Genomic DNA, 16,821 nt, shown 5'->3' on the forward strand with positions numbered 1-16,821 from the left:
CTATTACAAGGAGTCATTCATGACCAAGACTGTTATCACCAGCGACAAGGCCCCGGCCGCCATCGGCACTTACTCCCAGGCGATCAAGGCGGGTAACACCGTCTACATGTCGGGTCAGATTCCTCTGGACCCAAAAACCATGGAACTGGTTGAAGGCTTCGAAGCCCAGACCGTCCAGGTGTTCGAAAACCTGAAAGCCGTGGCCGAAGCCGCTGGCGGTTCGTTCAAGGACATCGTCAAACTGAACATCTTCCTCACCGACCTGAGCCACTTCGCCAAGGTCAACGAGATCATGGGCAAGTACTTTGACCAGCCATACCCTGCCCGCGCCGCCATCGGTGTAGCCGCCCTGCCAAAGGGTTCGCAGGTTGAAATGGATGCCATTCTGGTCATCGAGTAATACGTCCGGCGCAGCCCCTGGGCTGCGTCGATTCTGTTTTGAAAGGATTCCACCATGCGCCAAGCGCTAGCCCTCTCGCTGGTCGCCCTGTTCTTGGGCGGATGTGCCAGCAACCCTGCCGACCGTGACATCAGCGGCACCTGGATCAATCAGGTGGCGATCGACGCTGCATCCAAAGGCGGCCCACTGCGTGAAGCGCTCCAGGCCTATGGCCCGAACCTGGAATGGGACGTCAACACCAAGGCCGGGCAGGCCCGCTACACCAACGGTTTTGAAAATGTCGACGGCAAGCTGCTGGGCGAGGAGTCCGGCGCCTGGAAAGTCGACTTCTATGGCAGTTCCGCCAGCGAGCTGAAGCGTGACGGCAAGCAACTGAGCCAGATCGCCAGCGACAACGAACCCGCACAGGTCTTTGACCGCGCCCTGATCCCCGTACCGGATGGCGCGCCGATGGGTGCGAGCTTCGAACGCGCGCTGTATTCCGCCTACATGGGTGGCAGCTGGAAAGTCGTCAGCGGCCCCGGTGAAGGTAGCACTGTGCAATTCCAGGCCGACGGCCAGGTGACCGGTCTGCCGGGCGCGGATCGCTATGCCCTGTGTCTGGCCGGCGATTGCGCGTCGATGAGTGGCGGCGACGACAACATGTGGCTGCAACTGAACGGCCAAGGCAACACGTGGATCTTTGCGCGCAAGGGCAAGGAACTGGAGATCCTGCAGGCAGTGAACACCGCACAGGCGGATGAAATGCCTCAGTTCACGCCGGGTCAGCGCAAATGGTTGCTGGAAAAACAGTAACCCGATCTTAAGACCACCAAAAAACTAATGTGGGGGCGGGCTTGCTCGCGAAAGCGGTGAAACAGTCAACGATGATGTTGAATGTTATGGCGCCTTCGCGAGCAAGCCCGCCCCCACATTTGGTTTGTGGTGACAGGGGTCAGCAGCGGCCTTCGAGAATGGCGGCGTAACCTTCACGATAGCTTGGGTACTTTGGCGTCCAGCCCAAGGCCTTCGCCCGTGCATTACTGCACCGTTTGCTACCTGTGCGCCGCACGCTCGCATCCTCGGACCATTCAGTCACGCCCAGATATTCACGCAACCAGTCCACCACTTCGGCCAGCGGTGCAGGCGCATCGTCGACACCGATATAGATGTCATCCAGCGCAACACCACGCCGATCCGCCTCAAGCAGAAACGCCATCAGCCCCGCCGCGTCATCCGCGTGAATGCGGTTGCCGTACAACGGCGGATCGATCGCCACGCGATAGCCGCGACGAACCTGAGTCAGCAGATATTCACGGCCCGGGCCATAAATACCGGTCAAACGCACGATGCTCGCCGGGATGCCACTGTTGAGCGCCACTTGCTCCGCCTCCAGCATCAGTCGACCTGAATAGCCGGCAGCGATGGTCGGCGATGTTTCGTCGACCCACTCGCCCTCCTGCTGGCCATAAACACTACTACTGGAAACGAACAGCAAGCGATTGGGCACCTGCCCATAGTCGCCCAGCCACTCAAGCACGTGCTCCAAGCCCTCGACATAAGCGGCGCGGTAACCGGCTTCATCGTGATCGGTGGCGGCCGCGCAATACACCAGGTAGTCCACCGCACCAACCGGCCAGGTGTGCGGGCAGTCTTTGTTGAACAGGTCGCCGGCAACACCGATCACCCCATTGGGCAGGCGCGAGACGTCACGTCGCAGGCCGTGAACCTCCCACCCTGCAGCCAGCAATTGTGTGGCCAGACGACTGCCGACGTCGCCGCAGCCGGCGATCAAAACAGATGGCGCGGACATCAAAAAACTCCTATCGGAAAGCCACAGACTAGCGCCGGCAATGGACGAGCGGCTAGCGATGAAGGAAAAAAAGATACTCTATTACTTTTGTTAACAAGAATTACTTGCAATAATGCCCACCACTTTTGTTCTCGGCCTTCGAGGCCTGGAAGAACATTTACCGTCTTTTTCTCTCAGGTCCGGCCAGCATGACACGCAATCAATTCCTCGCTTCGCCAACCAAACGACCTCGCGCCTGGAGCGCGGTGGCCGCCCTGCTGCTCAGCCTGATGCTGGCGCCAACCGCCACATTTGCTGACGCACAAGCGCCGGCTACCCCAGCCACCCAGGCCGCGGCCGTACCTGCTCCAGCCGATCACGCCGCACCGGTGGCCACCGACCCGGCCCAGGCAGTAGACACCACTGCCGAAGACGCTCCTGAAGTCCTCGAAGCCGACAACTCCCTGGGCATGGCCCATGACCTGTCGCCGTGGGGCATGTATCAGAACGCCGACATCATCGTGAAAATCGTGATGATCGGCCTGGCTATCGCATCGATCATCACCTGGACCATCTGGATCGCCAAGGGTTTCGAGCTGATGGGCGCCAAGCGTCGTCTGCGCACCGAAATCGTCCACCTGAAAAAGGCCACCACCCTCAAGGAAGCCAGCGCGTCTGCCACCAAGGCAGGCACCCTCGCCAACTTGCTGGTGCATGACGCGCTGGAAGAAATGCGCCTGTCGACCAACAGCCGCGAGAAAGAAGGCATCAAGGAACGTGTCGCCTTCCGCCTCGAGCGTCTGGTCGCAGCCTGTGGTCGCAACATGAGCAGCGGCACCGGTGTACTCGCCACCATCGGCTCTACCGCGCCGTTCGTGGGTCTGTTCGGTACCGTATGGGGCATCATGAACAGCTTCATCGGCATCGCCAAAACCCAGACTACCAACCTTGCCGTCGTGGCCCCCGGCATTGCCGAAGCCCTGCTGGCGACGGCACTGGGCCTGGTGGCCGCGATTCCAGCCGTTGTGATCTACAACGTCTTCGCCCGCTCCATCGCCGGCTACAAGGCGCAAGTGTCCGACGCCTCGGCAGAAGTCCTGTTGCTGGTCAGCCGCGACCTCGACCACCAGCCTGAGCGCAGCTCGCAACCGCACATGGTGAAAGTGGGGTAATCGGCCATGGGCCTGCATTTGAAAGAAGGCGCAGACGACGATCTGGCCGAGAACCACGAAATCAACGTCACGCCGTTCATCGACGTGATGCTGGTGCTGTTGATCATCTTCATGGTGGCCGCTCCGTTGGCCACCGTGGACATCAAGGTCGACCTGCCCGCCTCCAGCGCCAAACCGGCGCCACGGCCAGAGAAACCGGTGTTCCTCAGCGTCAAGGCTGACCAGCGCCTGTTCCTCGGCGAAGAAGAAGTGAAGGCCGAAGCCCTCGGCGCCACCCTCGACGCCAGGACCCAAGGCAAGAAAGACACGACAATCTTCTTCCAGGCCGATAAAGGCGTGGACTACGGCGACCTGATGAGCGTGATGGATAACCTGCGTTCCGCGGGCTACCTGAAGGTGGGTCTCGTCGGGCTTGAGACGGCAGTCAAGAAATGATCACGACGCGCCATAAGCTGACGCGTTACAGCGGGAGCCTGGCCGTGGTGCTGGGCGTCCATGCAGTGGCCATTGCGCTGGCGATGAACTGGACCGCACAACCACCCATCGAGCTGCCACCGCAGGCGATGATGGTCGAGCTGGCGCCGGTTCCTGCCCCGCCACCGCCGGCACCGCCAAAGGTGATAACGCCGCCACAACCACCCGCGCCGGTGGAAGAACTGCCGATCCCGAAACTGGCCGAAGTGCCGAAGGCAGAAATTACCGTACCGAAACCGGTCAAACCCAAGCCGAAGCCTCAGCCGCCCAAGCCTGTGGAGAAAAAGCCGGAGCCGCCGAAGGAAAAACCGTCCGAGGAAAAACCGAGCGACACGCAACCGACCCAGGCACCGACGGAAAAATCCGCACAACCGGCACCGGGCCCATCGCCCGCACAGCAGGCCGCCAAGGCCAGCTGGCAAGGGACGCTGCTCGCTCACCTGGCCAAGTACAAAAAGTACCCGGCCAGTGCCCAGGCGCGGGGCAAGGAAGGCTTGAACCGTCTGCGTTTCGTGGTGGATGGCGAAGGTAACGTACTGTCATTCGAACTGGTGGGCCGCTCCGGCAACGCCGATCTGGACCGGGCGACCCTGGAAATGATCAGACGTGCCCAACCGTTGCCCAAGCCACCGGCCGACATGCTGAACAACGGTTCCATCGAAATCGTTGCACCGTTTGTTTATTCGCTCGAACGTCGCCGCTAATCCACCGCTGAACCAGGGTGGGAATGGGCTTGCTCGCAAAGGGGCCGTATCAGATGACATCAATGTTGGATGACACACCGCTATCGCGAGCAAACCCGCTCCCACAGGAGATCTTCAGCGAGCGAAATACCTGCAAAAGGCACCCGAAAGGTGCCTTTCGCATATCCGCCAGCGGCAAACCCGCATTGCCCGGTGTCACCCGACACACTCTCTCTGATAACGTGCGTCTATCGATTGCAGCCGGTATGCTTGGCCCGCAACTTCATGGACGCTCGCTATGACTCTTACAGAATTACGCTACATCGTTACCCTCGCCCAAGAGCAGCACTTCGGCCACGCGGCCGAGCGTTGCCACGTCAGTCAGCCGACCCTGTCGGTGGGCGTGAAAAAGCTTGAAGACGAACTCGGTGTGCTGATCTTCGAGCGCAGCAAGAGTGCCGTGCGCCTGACCCCGGTCGGCGAAGGCATCGTGGCCCAGGCACAGAAAGTCCTGGAACAGGCCCAGGGCATCCGCGAACTGGCCCAGGCCGGCAAGAACCAGCTGACCGCCCCGCTGAAAGTCGGCGCGATCTACACCGTCGGCCCGTACCTGTTTCCGCACCTGATCCCGCAACTGCACCGGGTCGCCCCGCAGATGCCGTTGTACATCGAAGAAAACTTCACCCACGTGCTGCGCGACAAACTGCGCAACGGCGAACTCGACGCGATCATCATCGCCCTGCCGTTCAACGAAGCCGACGTGCTGACCCTGCAGCTCTATGACGAGCCGTTCTACGTCCTGATGCCGGCCCAGCACCCGTGGACGCAAAAAGAATCCATCGACGCCGCCCTGCTCAACGACAAGAGCCTGCTGCTGCTGGGCGAGGGCCACTGCTTCCGCGACCAAGTGCTGGAAGCCTGCCCGACGCTGACCAAAGGCAACGACGGCGCCAAGCACACCACGGTGGAATCCAGCTCGCTGGAAACCATTCGCCACATGGTTGCCTCGGGGCTCGGGATTTCGATCCTGCCGCTCTCGGCAGTCGACAGCCACCACTACGCCCCCGGCGTGATCGAAGTGCGGCCACTGACACCGCCGGTGCCGTTCCGCACCGTGGCCATTGCCTGGCGCGCGAGCTTCCCGCGGCCGAAGGCGATTGAAATCCTCGCTGACTCCATTCGCCTGTGCTCGGTGGCCAAACCGCCCGCGCCGGTAGTTGCGGCTTAAGTCGCTGTCATGACCGAGTTGTCGCAAGTGTCGGTAACGGCACTCAAGGGTGTCGGCGAGGCCATGGCCGAGAAACTGGCCAAGGTCGGCCTGGAGAATCTCCAGGACGTGCTGTTCCACCTGCCGCTGCGCTATCAGGACCGCACTCGTGTGGTGCCGATCGGCCACTTGCGACCCGGACAGGACGCCGTGATCGAAGGCACCGTCAGCGGCGCCGACGTGGTCATGGGCCGTCGCCGCAGCCTGGTCGTGCGTTTGCAGGACGGCACTGGCGGGCTCAGCCTGCGCTTCTACCATTTCAGCAACGCCCAGAAAGAAGGCCTCAAACGCGGCACGCGGATTCGCTGCTACGGCGAAGCGCGGCCCGGTGCGTCGGGGCTGGAAATCTACCACCCGGAATACCGCGCCATCACCGGCGACGAGCCGCCGCCCGTGGATGAAACCCTGACGCCGGTCTACCCGCTCACCGAAGGCCTGACCCAACAGCGTTTGCGCCAACTGTGCATGCAAACCCTGACGATGCTCGGCCCGACCAGCCTGCCCGACTGGCTGCCGACCGAACTGGCGCGGGACTATCAACTGGCGCCGCTGGCCGACGCGATCCGCTACCTGCATCACCCGCCGGCCGATGCCGACGTCGACGAACTCGCCCTCGGTCATCACTGGGCCCAGCACCGTCTGGCCTTCGAAGAACTGCTGACCCATCAACTGTCGCAGCAACGCCTGCGCGAAAGCATGCGTTCCCTGCGCGCGCCAGCGATGCCGAAAGCCACGACGCTTCCGGCCAAGTATCTGGCCAACCTGGGGTTCGCACCGACTGGCGCCCAACAGCGCGTCGGCAACGAAATCGCCTACGACCTCAGCCAGCACGAACCGATGCTGCGGCTGATTCAGGGCGACGTCGGTGCGGGTAAAACCGTGGTCGCCGCCCTCGCCGCGCTCCAGGCTTTGGAGGCGGGTTATCAAGTCGCGTTGATGGCCCCCACCGAAATCCTCGCCGAGCAGCACTTCATCACCTTCAAGCGCTGGCTCGAGCCGCTGGGCATTGAAGTCGCGTGGCTGGCCGGCAAGCTCAAAGGCAAGAACCGCGCGGCTGCGCTCGAGCAGATCGCCAGCGGCACACCGATGGTGGTCGGCACTCACGCGCTGTTTCAGGACGAAGTGAAGTTCAAGAACCTCGCCCTCGTGATCATCGACGAACAACACCGCTTCGGCGTGCAGCAACGCCTGGCATTGCGACAGAAAGGCGTCGGCGGGCGGATGTGCCCACATCAGCTGATCATGACCGCCACGCCGATTCCTCGAACGCTGGCCATGAGTGCCTACGCCGACCTCGACACTTCGATCCTCGACGAACTGCCGCCCGGCCGAACGCCGGTGAACACGGTGCTGGTCACCGACACCCGGCGCGTCGAAGTCATCGAACGGGTGCGCGGCGCCTGTGCCGAAGGGCGTCAGGCCTATTGGGTGTGCACGCTGATCGAAGAGTCGGAAGAGCTGACCTGCCAAGCGGCGGAAACCACTTTTGAGGACCTCACCGCCGCCCTCGGCGAGTTGAAGGTCGGACTGATCCACGGGCGCATGAAGCCCGTCGAAAAAGCTGCTGTGATGGCCGAGTTCAAGGCCGGCAACCTGCAACTGCTGGTCGCCACCACCGTGATTGAAGTCGGCGTCGACGTGCCGAACGCCAGCCTGATGATCATCGAAAACCCCGAACGCCTCGGCCTTGCGCAACTGCACCAGTTGCGCGGCCGCGTCGGCCGAGGCAGCGCCGCCAGCCATTGCGTGCTGCTCTACCATCCGCCGCTGTCGCAGATTGGCCGTCAGCGTTTGGGCATCATGCGCGAGACCAACGATGGGTTTGTCATCGCGGAAAAAGACCTCGAACTGCGCGGCCCCGGCGAAATGCTCGGCACGCGTCAGACCGGCCTGCTGCAATTCAAGGTTGCCGACCTGATGCGCGACGCCGATCTTCTTCCCGCCGTGCGCGACGCCGCCCAGGCATTGCTGGAGCGCTGGCCGGATCACGTCAGCCCGCTGCTCGACCGCTGGCTGCGCCATGGGCAGCAATACGGCCAAGTGTGAGCACCGTCGCAGATTCTGGACGATGCCTTTAGACAAGCTGGTTATACTCCTGCAATTGTTTGAATACGGATACAGACCATGACTGAAGCTGCCCTCGTCCCCGAAACCCCGCACGCTCCGTCTGTTATTCGGCTGCTGCTCGCCAAACTGGGCATCGCCTACGAAGAAGTCCTCGACCACCACGGCCTGAACGCCTCGCGCAAAGTGCAGGCGGTATTGCTCGACGACGCCGTCGGCGCGCTGATGGTGCTGTTTCCGCAGAGCCAGTTGCTCGACCTCAATCGTCTCGCCGAACTGACCGGTCGCCGCCTCGCTGCCGTGTCGACCGAGCGCCTGGAAAAAATGCTCGGCAAACACAGCCTGAGCCTGCTGCCCGGCCTGCCGGCACTGACCAGCTCGCCGTGCCTGTACGAAGAAAGCCTGCTGCGCGAACCGAAGTTGCTGATCAACTCGGGCGAGCCGGGCGTATTGCTGGAAATCACCAGCGAAGCCTTCAAGACCATGCTGACCAAGGCCAGCGCCGCCAACTTCGGCGAAAACCTGACCAGCATCCGCCCGAACCTCGACCGCCCCGACGATGACCGCGAGGAAATCACCCAGGCCGTCCAGGCGTTCACCGCTCGGCGCATCCAGCAACGCCTGGAAGCCACCATCGAAATTCCGCCGCTGGCCGAGACCGCACAGAAAATCATCAAACTGCGCGTCGACCCCAACGCCACCATCGACGACATCACTGGCGTCGTCGAAACCGACCCGGCCCTGGCCGCACAAGTGGTGAGCTGGGCGGCATCGCCGTACTACGCGTCGCCGGGCAAGATTCGTTCAGTAGAAGATGCGATCGTCCGCGTGCTGGGTTTCGACCTGGTGATCAACCTGGCGCTGGGACTGGCCCTGGGCAAAACCCTCAGCCTGCCCAAAGACCACCCGCAACACACCACGCCGTACTGGCAGCAATCGATCTACACCGCCGCCGTCATCGAAGGCCTGACCCGCGCCATGCCCCGTGCCCAGCGCCCGGAAGCCGGCCTGACCTACCTTGCCGGCCTGCTGCACAACTTCGGCTACTTGCTGCTCGCGCACGTCTTCCCGCCGCACTTCTCGCTGATCTGCCGCCACCTGGAGGTCAACCCGCACCTGTGCCACAGCTTTGTGGAGCAACACCTGCTGGGCATTAGTCGTGAACAGATCGGCTCATGGCTGATGCGCTACTGGGACATGCCGGACGAACTGGCCACTGCGTTGCGCTTCCAGCACGATCCGAGCTACGACGGCGCCTACGCTGAATATCCGAACCTCGTGTGCCTGGCGGTGCGCTTGCTGCGTAGTCGCGGCATCGGCTCCGGCCCGGATGAAGACATCCCGGATGCCTTGCTTGAACGCGTAGGTTTGACCCGCGACAAAGCCAACGACGTCGTCAGCAAAGTCCTCGAAGCTGAAGTGCTGCTGCGTGAACTCGCGTCGCAATTCACCCAAGCCTAAAAAGCATCGTCGGATCGCCGCCCGGACCAAACCAAGCTCCCACAGGACTTAGGCGATCCCCGTGGGAGCGTGGCTTGCCCGCGCTGAATCCCATTCTAAATGAGCGACTCAAGCCAGATAGCGGATAATCCAACCACGAGAACGTGAGACGCCACAAACGACGATGCGCCCGTTTTTCATGATCACCATATCAATCACCGACTCATGTTCATCTTCATAATTGAAGGCGGCCCATCCCTGACCATTGAACTTCATGTCCGGTGTGCCGTCAGGGTTATATCGTGCCGTTACCGCCAATGAATTAATGGTTAAGAGACCGTCGTTGATGACAACAATCGCCCCATCTGCTTGCCAGGCGCATCGCCGCCAATGATTCGCAAGAATCGGTAAATCCGAGTACAACGGCTTTCCGTTATTGAAGACCTGATTGTAAGAGCCGGTGGTGTTCAAGACGACAATCAGCCCGTGATCACTCACCGCTACAATCCCGCCGTCACTTTCTCTAACGGCTATTGCATTAAATGACATATTGGAATGAGCGACAGGAATAATTACCGGACGACCGTTGTTAAAACTGGCATCCACCTGTCCTTGCGCGTCGTATCGCGCAATGTAAATCCCGACTTGGTCACCCCAGTAATTTCCAGCAACCAATACTTTGTCATCCTTTTGCACGGCAATAGCACCGATTTTATTCCCATCATGCGCCACGCCGTGAAGCTCGACGATCACTGATCCCCCATTAAAGGTTTTATCACGCGAACCGTCACGATTAAGGCGTAACAAAATCCCTTTCTCACGACTATCGGTCCAAAAGCGGCTGCTGAAGATGAGCTTGCCATCTAACTGTTCAACGATAGCGTTCCCTTGGTTCCAAGGCGTTGTATGTTTCTCTGCGGAAATCTGTTCATCTTCCAGAGGCATAACGGGGTGGCCAATTTCGTCGTAGGGAATAAATACCCCCCCGCCCTCGCCGAAGGATGCGTCTAACGTTCCATCCTCGCACTGACGTACCACCGCTACACCAAGAAAATGTGGAAAACCATCAGTAGAGTATTCGCCAAAAAGCACCCATCCTCCATTCGAAGAAGCAGTGAGTGCGAGTTTCCCATGTACATAGACGTTTTCGAAGAACACAGGCAGGACGCCCCTGCTGCCAAACCGGGAGTCGAACGTTCCGTCCTCATTAAAACGCGCCAAAGTAAACGAGGGTGTTCCCTCATTGGGCTCTCCCCACGGCGTCGCAACGGCGACAAGCAACTTGCCCTGAGGTAACGCGAGAATGGCCTTTGAAGTTCCCCTAGTATCGGCAGGATAAATGACCACTCCGGTTTCATTAAATGTCGGGTCCAGGGTACCTGCGTTTTTTTCCATCTGTAGTCGGCTCATGATTTTTCAACCTCCAATGTTGAGAGGTCCGTAATGGACCTCTCACATCAGTAGAGCATTCGGAGCCCCTCTCAAACACTTGTCAGAAATTACAGTATTGATGTCTTTGAGAGACGAATGAGTGACGTACGGAGCCAAAACCTCAGTGAAACTCGTCTTTGCATCAATGCAACGAAGATCGGGCTCATGGCTGATTAACTCGGGCATGCCCGACAATCTCGCCGCCTTCGTGCACTTCCAGCGCGCAGGCCCGCGAAGAGTCCAGCTCGGTCTACCTGTCACACTTCACGCTCACCTCTCATCCAGCGTTATCCCAAGTAACAGACCGCAAAAGGCTTTAAAGACTGGTTCGCAAGAATAACGATTTTGTTATCTGCCGTTAGCGAGCTGTCCTTGTAGATAAAATCTCCCATCTCACGGTAAACAGTCCAGCCTATGCCTGCGAACGTACGATCCAGAGAACCATCGAGGTTGTAACGCGCAACTATCAAGTTTCGAGTATCGCCCGTCCCCATGACGATAATCTTTCCGCTCTGCTGAATGGCACACTCGTAGAAATGCAATTGCGCCAAAAAACTGGAGTACAACGGAGCTCCGTTATTGAAGACAAGATTGAAACTACCGCTGGCATTAAGAACAGTAATCAAACCTTCACGTACACCGCTTATGCCCGAGCGGCCCGTCACTACGATCATATTGTTTGCGCCTACAGCGATAGAGGTAAGAAAAGATCTTCGATCATCAGTACCGTTGGGAATGATGACTCTTCCGCGATCGCCGAACGAAGTATCTTCCTTACCACTATCGTCATAGCGGCTTACAAAAGCATCTCCCTCAAAGTAGCCAGTAGCGAAGATTGTACCGCCCACGAGTACGCCGTCTCGATGGACAGCCAAAGACCCAAGGCCTATCTGCGCGTCCTGCACCCCAATTAATACAAAACCGCCATTAAAGCTTGTGTCCGGCGAGCCATTTTCATTAAGGCGAAATACAACACCTTTGATCCCCTCGGAGTAAGCATAGGTAGCACTCAAATAAATTTTTCCGCTTTGCTCGGAAACAGCCATCCAAGTGGATGCGACTAACTGTATATCACCCGTTGCGTCCTTATCCTCAACGCTAACCGTGGCAATGCCCTCGTCACCAAAAGCTTTATTCAGTTGGCCGTTTTCCAGCAGTCGAAATACGTGCACTTTATTTTCGGACCGCTTTTGGCCGCCACTGATCAGGTATCCGCCATCTTGAAGTGCAATTATTTTGTCTGGGTAAATATCAACGCCACTTTTATCAGGGATTACAACTTCACCACCCGGCCCAAACGACTCGTCGGGCGCTCCCCTCTCAGTAAGTCTTACTATCTTATGCGAGTGACCAATTTCAAAACCTGTCGCAAGAATTAGTTTGTTATCCGGCAGAGCGGCAATTGCCTTTGTTCTGTCCGGCATTGTCGCCAAGCCGCCCTCGCCAAAAAGTAGATCCAAGTCACCCGCCGCCCGCAAACCTGATACCTGGTTCATCAACATGCTCCCTGAACGATCTAAATGATGCCCGGCAGGACATCTCTCGACCTCAGTGGAGCACGCTTCCCAATAGCTGCCACCTGTTAGAAATAACAGCTGTGCTGGCTTTACGAGCCTAATCGATTGCCTAACGGGTCACCGTATCGTCCCGAAATCAATAGCCAACTAATGGGCAGCAGCAGGTTTTTTTCTAGGCTTCAAATACTTGGTCAACCCCTGAAACCAGATCACCAGCGCCGGATTCCCCTTGATCTGAATCGACTTGTCCTGAATCCCCGTCATAAACGCCAACTGCTTGTTCTTCGCCTGCATCGTGGCAAAGCCATACGCTGCATCCTTGAACGCAATCGCAAACGCCGGTTCGGCATACACACCCGACTTGCTGGTAATGCGCTGATCCTTCACAAAGAAATGCCGCGCCACTTTCCCGTCCAGGGTCTGTAGCTGGAACACCAATTCCTTGTCACCCAACTGCTGCTGAAACGCAGGATTAGTCCGACTGGCCTTACCCATCAACAAACCCAGCATCCACAGAAGAAAACGAAATTTCATACGTGCAGCCTCAAGAGAAAAATGAACGGCCGGCGCAGTGTAGCGGCTTCGAGCAGGAACGCCACTGTTGTGCAGTGTTAGAAGAAGATGCCGGTATTTTTGACGCTGATGACTACCAAGTCATTGACTAAACGTCGATGTTTAAAAGCCGAGGACTTTTGATCTTTCTACGCTCGGTTCTATCGGACATTTCCTTCAACACGTGGCGCTGTTCATGAACTAGGCAGCCACTGACTGCACCGATAGTCTTTGTTCGTTACCGCAAAAACGGTGACACGGACGTGCAAGTCCGGTACATATCGCCGCACACTCGCCAATCCAACGTCGAGCGTTTTTCATGCTCGCTGTAAATGCTTCATGGCGGCTGTGCGTGGGAGGTCCCTTTGGGGTCTGCCGGGTTCCGATATGCCCGGTCTTGCACACCTACGCATGGCTGCCACCCTTATTCGAATGCAAGCGACGGGGAGACAGCCACACCCAAAACACATATCGGGAAACACCAATGATCAAGCCAACTCCGAATCCCCCAGAACACGAAGCCACTTCCCCCTACGAATCCTTCGATTCCAAAAAACTCCACGAAGCCGCCGAACGCGCCCTCGACCATCACTTCGCTCCGCCCCAAGAAAAACCCTCCCCAGGCATGGGCCCGCTCTTCATGGTCTGCCCGGACGTCCACACCGAAACCCTCCTGGCCAACGCCTCGGAAGACCTGCTATCCATCAGCGCCATCGCCGCCGACCTGGCCGACGGCGTAGAAGGCTCCCGCCGCTCAATCGCCCTAGCACTGAGCAGAATGGCCGACGGGGTTCATCTGTTAGTGGAGCGAGCACTGGATCATATTGATTCGCCGGATCCGGCGGAGCATCGGGCTAAGACATAGCAAGAAATACGAAGGGGACTGATGTCCCCTTCTTTATTCCAATGCATTGTCACGTCTGCACTTCGAGCTTTAGATGCAGTGACTTGCCTTGACCGATTCCGTGCCTTGCGATCCCAAGCGCCTCACGTTGTTGATACCTTCCTGATTACCTTTGTCAGCTGACAATTGAAAACAGGCCAACGCTCGGGAGATGTCCTTCGTGCCCAACTCCCCACTCTCAAAAGAAATAGCCAAATAGTTCATCGCGTCTGTGGAGCCCATGGCAATAGCGCGAATAACCTCCTTTTCTGCAAGTTCAGGGTGCAGACAAGGGCCGTTATAATCGGTGGAATTACCGTTACAAAAATACGTGGCATAACCCAACGCGCCGCTCGGTAGTGTCGAGGCTGCTTTGAACAAAGCCTCAAGCTTGCTGGTTTCCAACTGAGGTGCCATCTGCGAAAGACTCAAGCGTGCCGCCGACAGACTCGCCTGTGGATCACCCGATTCTGCAGCACAGACATAGTTTTCCAGGGACGCTTCAAGCAGTTCTTTAGTCAGTCGGTATTGCTCCATCGCGCCTAAACCACCCAAACCCTCTGCACGTTGGTAACAGAAGTTTTCGGCGCGGCTCATTCCGGGCTTACTGGATGCAACAAGCTCCTTCTCGCTGATTGACCAGTCTTCGACCCCCACAAGCGCCCAGCACGCCTTTCGAGAAAAGTTAAAAATTTTGATGTTGCTGTTGCCTGCTCGTTTATCCACAACGTTCACGTGACCGTCGTCGACTCGTTCGATCTCAACTCCTTCAGTCTTACCTTTCCCCACCGCAGCCATCAACGGAAACGCCAAACTGGAGCCTGTTTCCCCAGTAATGGAAGGTTCAAATCGGCCCGGGTCGTCTGTCCGCTTCAACACCAGCATCTTCACCGCCAACGCGGTGAGGCGCCTCTGGGACTCAGCATTTGCGGAAAACGCTGGTAGAAATTGAGCAAAGTTCTGAGATGGACAGGAGACATCCGCCCCTTGCCCTACAGCTAAGCCACTCACGATATCGGGCGCAATATTGTCTAGAAAAACTGAACGCTCGCGGCTCATTCTCGCGACGCAGTTATTCACGGTCGTCACGTAGGCAGAAGTACCCTGCTTAATCTCAAACGCCTCGAGCGGACAATTTGCGTCACGCAATTTTATCCACGCGCGCTGCGCTTCTTTGACCTTCGCCGTATACGCCGTACCCGTGTCGGGTTCGGCTCGATACTGAGTTTCGAGTCGAGCCATCAGTTGGTGATAACTCGTATTCAACTGTGAATCGGCAGCGATTTTCGACACCTCAGAGCACTTATCAACTTGTTGGCTTGTGGTGATCCCGGCGCACTCGTCCTGAGCAAGCGCGATTGAAACCGGCAGAACGGCTTGGTAGGTCAGCGCACAAATAACGCTTAAAACGAAACGTTTCACGGTCTTCTATCCTTGAACTATTCAGATGAAATCTAGGCAGTCTAATCTGGGAAAAAATGGGTGACACAGAGCTTTGGCTCATTCATTTCCCAGTAGGTGCTGAGCAGAGTTCTCTTGTCGCGCTCTACGCGCAGATTGACGAAATCGTCGCCACAAGCTGGAGTCAGCTCCTTGAAAAAACCTGCCTCGGGCTGGTAAATAAAAACCCTGTGAATGGTGTAGGTGCCCATTCCGTCATCGATCTGCCAGGCCGCAAAATCCTTTGCACCGTCGAAATTGAAATCGTCTATTTGCACATGCAGTTCGTTTTCAGCTTTAAAAGCGATTGTCCGAGAGTCACTTTGGATATTGCTTTTAACAGCGACCGTTAACGTTGAGCCTGCCAGCACGAGCGTCGCTTCGACGTTTTCGGTTGGGCTGAAAGTGGTTGATTCGGCAAATACCGGTGCCGTCCACAACACGCCAAGCAGGGATATGGCTAAATACTTGAATCGCATGTGCTCGCCCTACTTCCACTTACATCCGGTTTCCAAAGAAAAAATCGGAGACCATCTGAGCGCCCCTGAGACACCAACTCATAGATTCCATTCCTTTAACGGTTCATGGGTAACTGAAAGCGCATCCGTACAGCGCAATAGGCGAGGTCTTCACGAAACAGACGGAAATTCATGTCGCACTGCCCGTCCGCATATTGCTTCCAAACCGGATCGTCGAACTCAACCCCTCCCAGCAGATTGATCGAGGCCTTCAAGCCGTTTTCGCGATCCTGCCCTGCCATCAGCGATGCCGCTTTGTAAAAGCCATCATTCGGCAGCCCTGTCTGTAGATAAATGAGTTCACCCAACCGGGCATTGGTTGCACGTGCCAAACACGCAAGCCTCTCGATGGGCGCCTCCGCTCCCGGCAAAGCGGACTGATAGATATCCTCACAATACGTTTCTTTGAAACGCACCCACTTTCTTTGCACATTGGTCAGTTGCTTCTTGTCTGCGGGAGACAAGCTGACCAGGACTTTCTTGTATTGGTCATTCAACACGGCATCGACTCTCTCGAGGCTTTGTTGACCGCAAGTGATCAAATCTGGATTGGTAAAGCTGTCGGGATTGCAGGTTTCCTTGGCGTTAGCGGAAGCAACTGAAACACTATTCACCGATGTTTCATTTTTTTCCGACCCAATGGGTAAACAGTCGGACAGACAAACCATCGCCGACAGATCCGGCTCCTCACTTTTAGCAAAAACGTAAGTCGCAGCACCGACACGGGTTCGGGAGCTGTACACGGGAACACTGACAACCAACGATTTGGCGGGCACTGAAATAGACGATTTTACCGGCACCATTACCACTTCACCTTCAACGTCGCCGCACAGCGCCTGCATTGCTGATTCGCTGAAAGACTCACCGCTTGGCGGGCTGAATGGTTTGGAGTCGGGCCGGCAGTCGTAACCATGCCAGTGAGGCCGTGACTGTTCAGACGCGTTTAACGAGAAAATATAAATCCTCTGCAGAACAATTCTCCCACCGTCATAGCCAAACACCACCCAGCGGCGCGACTGAGCCCTTGAGAAATTTTCATTGGCCAGAATGTATCGATTGCCATCCCGGTAAAGCTGAAACGAATTCAACGCTCCAGTCGACTCAGCTGTGTCGGACAGCTTCTTGCCGGAATGGGCATCCACCAAATAACTATTGCTGTCCATGACCACCGAGCAATTACTCGTGGCACTGCCTTGCTTGCATAACTGC

General features: G+C 57.4%; 16 protein-coding genes. 9 read left to right on the top strand and 7 right to left on the bottom strand.

The window, feature by feature from the left end; translation table 11 throughout:
* Positions 1-19 precede the first annotated feature (19 nt).
* Both ACM6I5_RS22950 and ACM6I5_RS22955 read left to right on the top strand, forming a co-directional pair.
* Complete coding sequence (locus ACM6I5_RS22950; protein ID WP_003229509.1) at positions 20-400, top strand: RidA family protein; 381 nt, start codon at positions 20-22, stop codon at positions 398-400.
* Positions 401-454: 54 nt separating this feature from the next.
* Positions 455-1,195, top strand: a complete 741-nt coding sequence (locus ACM6I5_RS22955) for a hypothetical protein (protein WP_017341491.1) — start codon at positions 455-457, stop codon at positions 1,193-1,195.
* A 139-nt stretch (positions 1,196-1,334) separates the two neighbouring features.
* Here ACM6I5_RS22955 and ACM6I5_RS22960 read toward each other — a convergent pair whose 3' ends face one another.
* Positions 1,335-2,192: an SDR family oxidoreductase gene (locus tag ACM6I5_RS22960; RefSeq protein ID WP_017341492.1), complete on the bottom strand. Its 858-nt coding sequence runs from the start codon at positions 2,190-2,192 to the stop codon at positions 1,335-1,337.
* A 188-nt stretch (positions 2,193-2,380) separates the two neighbouring features.
* On the opposite strand from ACM6I5_RS22960, the gene exbB reads away from it, so the two are divergent.
* The 6 genes from exbB (at position 2,381) to ACM6I5_RS22990 (ending at position 9,292) form a co-directional block, all read left to right on the top strand.
* On the top strand, positions 2,381-3,343 hold the full coding sequence (gene exbB / locus ACM6I5_RS22965; protein WP_414884771.1) for a tonB-system energizer ExbB: 963 nt from the start codon (positions 2,381-2,383) through the stop codon (positions 3,341-3,343).
* 6 nt (positions 3,344-3,349) lie between these two features.
* Positions 3,350-3,778 carry a TonB system transport protein ExbD gene (exbD, locus tag ACM6I5_RS22970; protein ID WP_017341494.1) on the top strand — a complete coding sequence of 143 codons (429 nt, stop codon included), beginning with the start codon at positions 3,350-3,352 and terminating at the stop codon, positions 3,776-3,778.
* A complete protein-coding gene (locus ACM6I5_RS22975; RefSeq protein ID WP_017341495.1) occupies positions 3,775-4,521 on the top strand; it encodes an energy transducer TonB in 747 nt (248 codons plus the stop codon). The genes exbD and ACM6I5_RS22975 overlap by 4 nt, the downstream gene beginning before the upstream one ends.
* Positions 4,522-4,798: 277 nt before the next feature.
* Positions 4,799-5,728 (top strand): hydrogen peroxide-inducible genes activator, encoded by a 930-nt coding sequence (locus tag ACM6I5_RS22980; RefSeq protein WP_017341496.1) that lies wholly within the window; start codon positions 4,799-4,801, stop codon positions 5,726-5,728.
* A gap of 9 nt (positions 5,729-5,737) precedes the next feature.
* Complete coding sequence (gene recG / locus ACM6I5_RS22985; RefSeq protein ID WP_017341497.1) at positions 5,738-7,813, top strand: ATP-dependent DNA helicase RecG; 2,076 nt, start codon at positions 5,738-5,740, stop codon at positions 7,811-7,813.
* A gap of 78 nt (positions 7,814-7,891) precedes the next feature.
* Positions 7,892-9,292, top strand: a complete 1,401-nt coding sequence (locus ACM6I5_RS22990; protein WP_017341498.1) for an aminoacyl-tRNA deacylase and HDOD domain-containing protein — start codon at positions 7,892-7,894, stop codon at positions 9,290-9,292.
* A gap of 108 nt (positions 9,293-9,400) precedes the next feature.
* Here ACM6I5_RS22990 and ACM6I5_RS22995 read toward each other — a convergent pair whose 3' ends face one another.
* The 3 genes from ACM6I5_RS22995 to ACM6I5_RS23005 all read right to left on the bottom strand — a co-directional run bounded on the left by ACM6I5_RS22995 (position 9,401) and on the right by ACM6I5_RS23005 (position 12,753).
* Complete coding sequence (locus ACM6I5_RS22995; RefSeq protein WP_414884772.1) at positions 9,401-10,681, bottom strand: hypothetical protein; 1,281 nt, start codon at positions 10,679-10,681, stop codon at positions 9,401-9,403.
* Positions 10,682-10,989: 308 nt separating this feature from the next.
* The gene (locus ACM6I5_RS23000; protein ID WP_414884773.1) at positions 10,990-12,198 is read right to left on the bottom strand and encodes a hypothetical protein; all 1,209 of its coding nucleotides are present in this window, start codon (positions 12,196-12,198) and stop codon (positions 10,990-10,992) included.
* Positions 12,199-12,366: 168 nt separating this feature from the next.
* On the bottom strand, positions 12,367-12,753 hold the full coding sequence (locus ACM6I5_RS23005) for a helicase (RefSeq protein ID WP_414884774.1): 387 nt from the start codon (positions 12,751-12,753) through the stop codon (positions 12,367-12,369).
* A 502-nt stretch (positions 12,754-13,255) separates the two neighbouring features.
* Between ACM6I5_RS23005 and ACM6I5_RS23010 the strand changes: the two genes are divergently transcribed.
* Positions 13,256-13,636 carry a DUF6124 family protein gene (locus tag ACM6I5_RS23010; RefSeq protein WP_414884775.1) on the top strand — a complete coding sequence of 127 codons (381 nt, stop codon included), beginning with the start codon at positions 13,256-13,258 and terminating at the stop codon, positions 13,634-13,636.
* A 69-nt stretch (positions 13,637-13,705) separates the two neighbouring features.
* Here the strand turns inward: ACM6I5_RS23010 and ACM6I5_RS23015 are convergent, their stop codons facing one another.
* The 3 genes from ACM6I5_RS23015 to ACM6I5_RS23025 all read right to left on the bottom strand — a co-directional run bounded on the left by ACM6I5_RS23015 (position 13,706) and on the right by ACM6I5_RS23025 (position 16,775).
* Positions 13,706-15,076, bottom strand: a complete 1,371-nt coding sequence (locus tag ACM6I5_RS23015; RefSeq protein ID WP_414884776.1) for a lysozyme inhibitor LprI family protein — start codon at positions 15,074-15,076, stop codon at positions 13,706-13,708.
* Between the two features lie 41 nt (positions 15,077-15,117).
* Positions 15,118-15,573 (bottom strand): XAC2610-related protein, encoded by a 456-nt coding sequence (locus tag ACM6I5_RS23020; protein ID WP_414884777.1) that lies wholly within the window; start codon positions 15,571-15,573, stop codon positions 15,118-15,120.
* 95 nt (positions 15,574-15,668) lie between these two features.
* Positions 15,669-16,775: a lysozyme inhibitor LprI family protein gene (locus tag ACM6I5_RS23025; protein ID WP_414884778.1), complete on the bottom strand. Its 1,107-nt coding sequence runs from the start codon at positions 16,773-16,775 to the stop codon at positions 15,669-15,671.
* Between the last annotated feature and the right edge of the window lie 46 nt (positions 16,776-16,821).

Origin of the sequence: Pseudomonas sp. IT-P171 (assembly GCF_949767765.1) — a bacterium.
GTDB lineage: Bacteria > Pseudomonadota > Gammaproteobacteria > Pseudomonadales > Pseudomonadaceae > Aquipseudomonas > Aquipseudomonas fluorescens_B.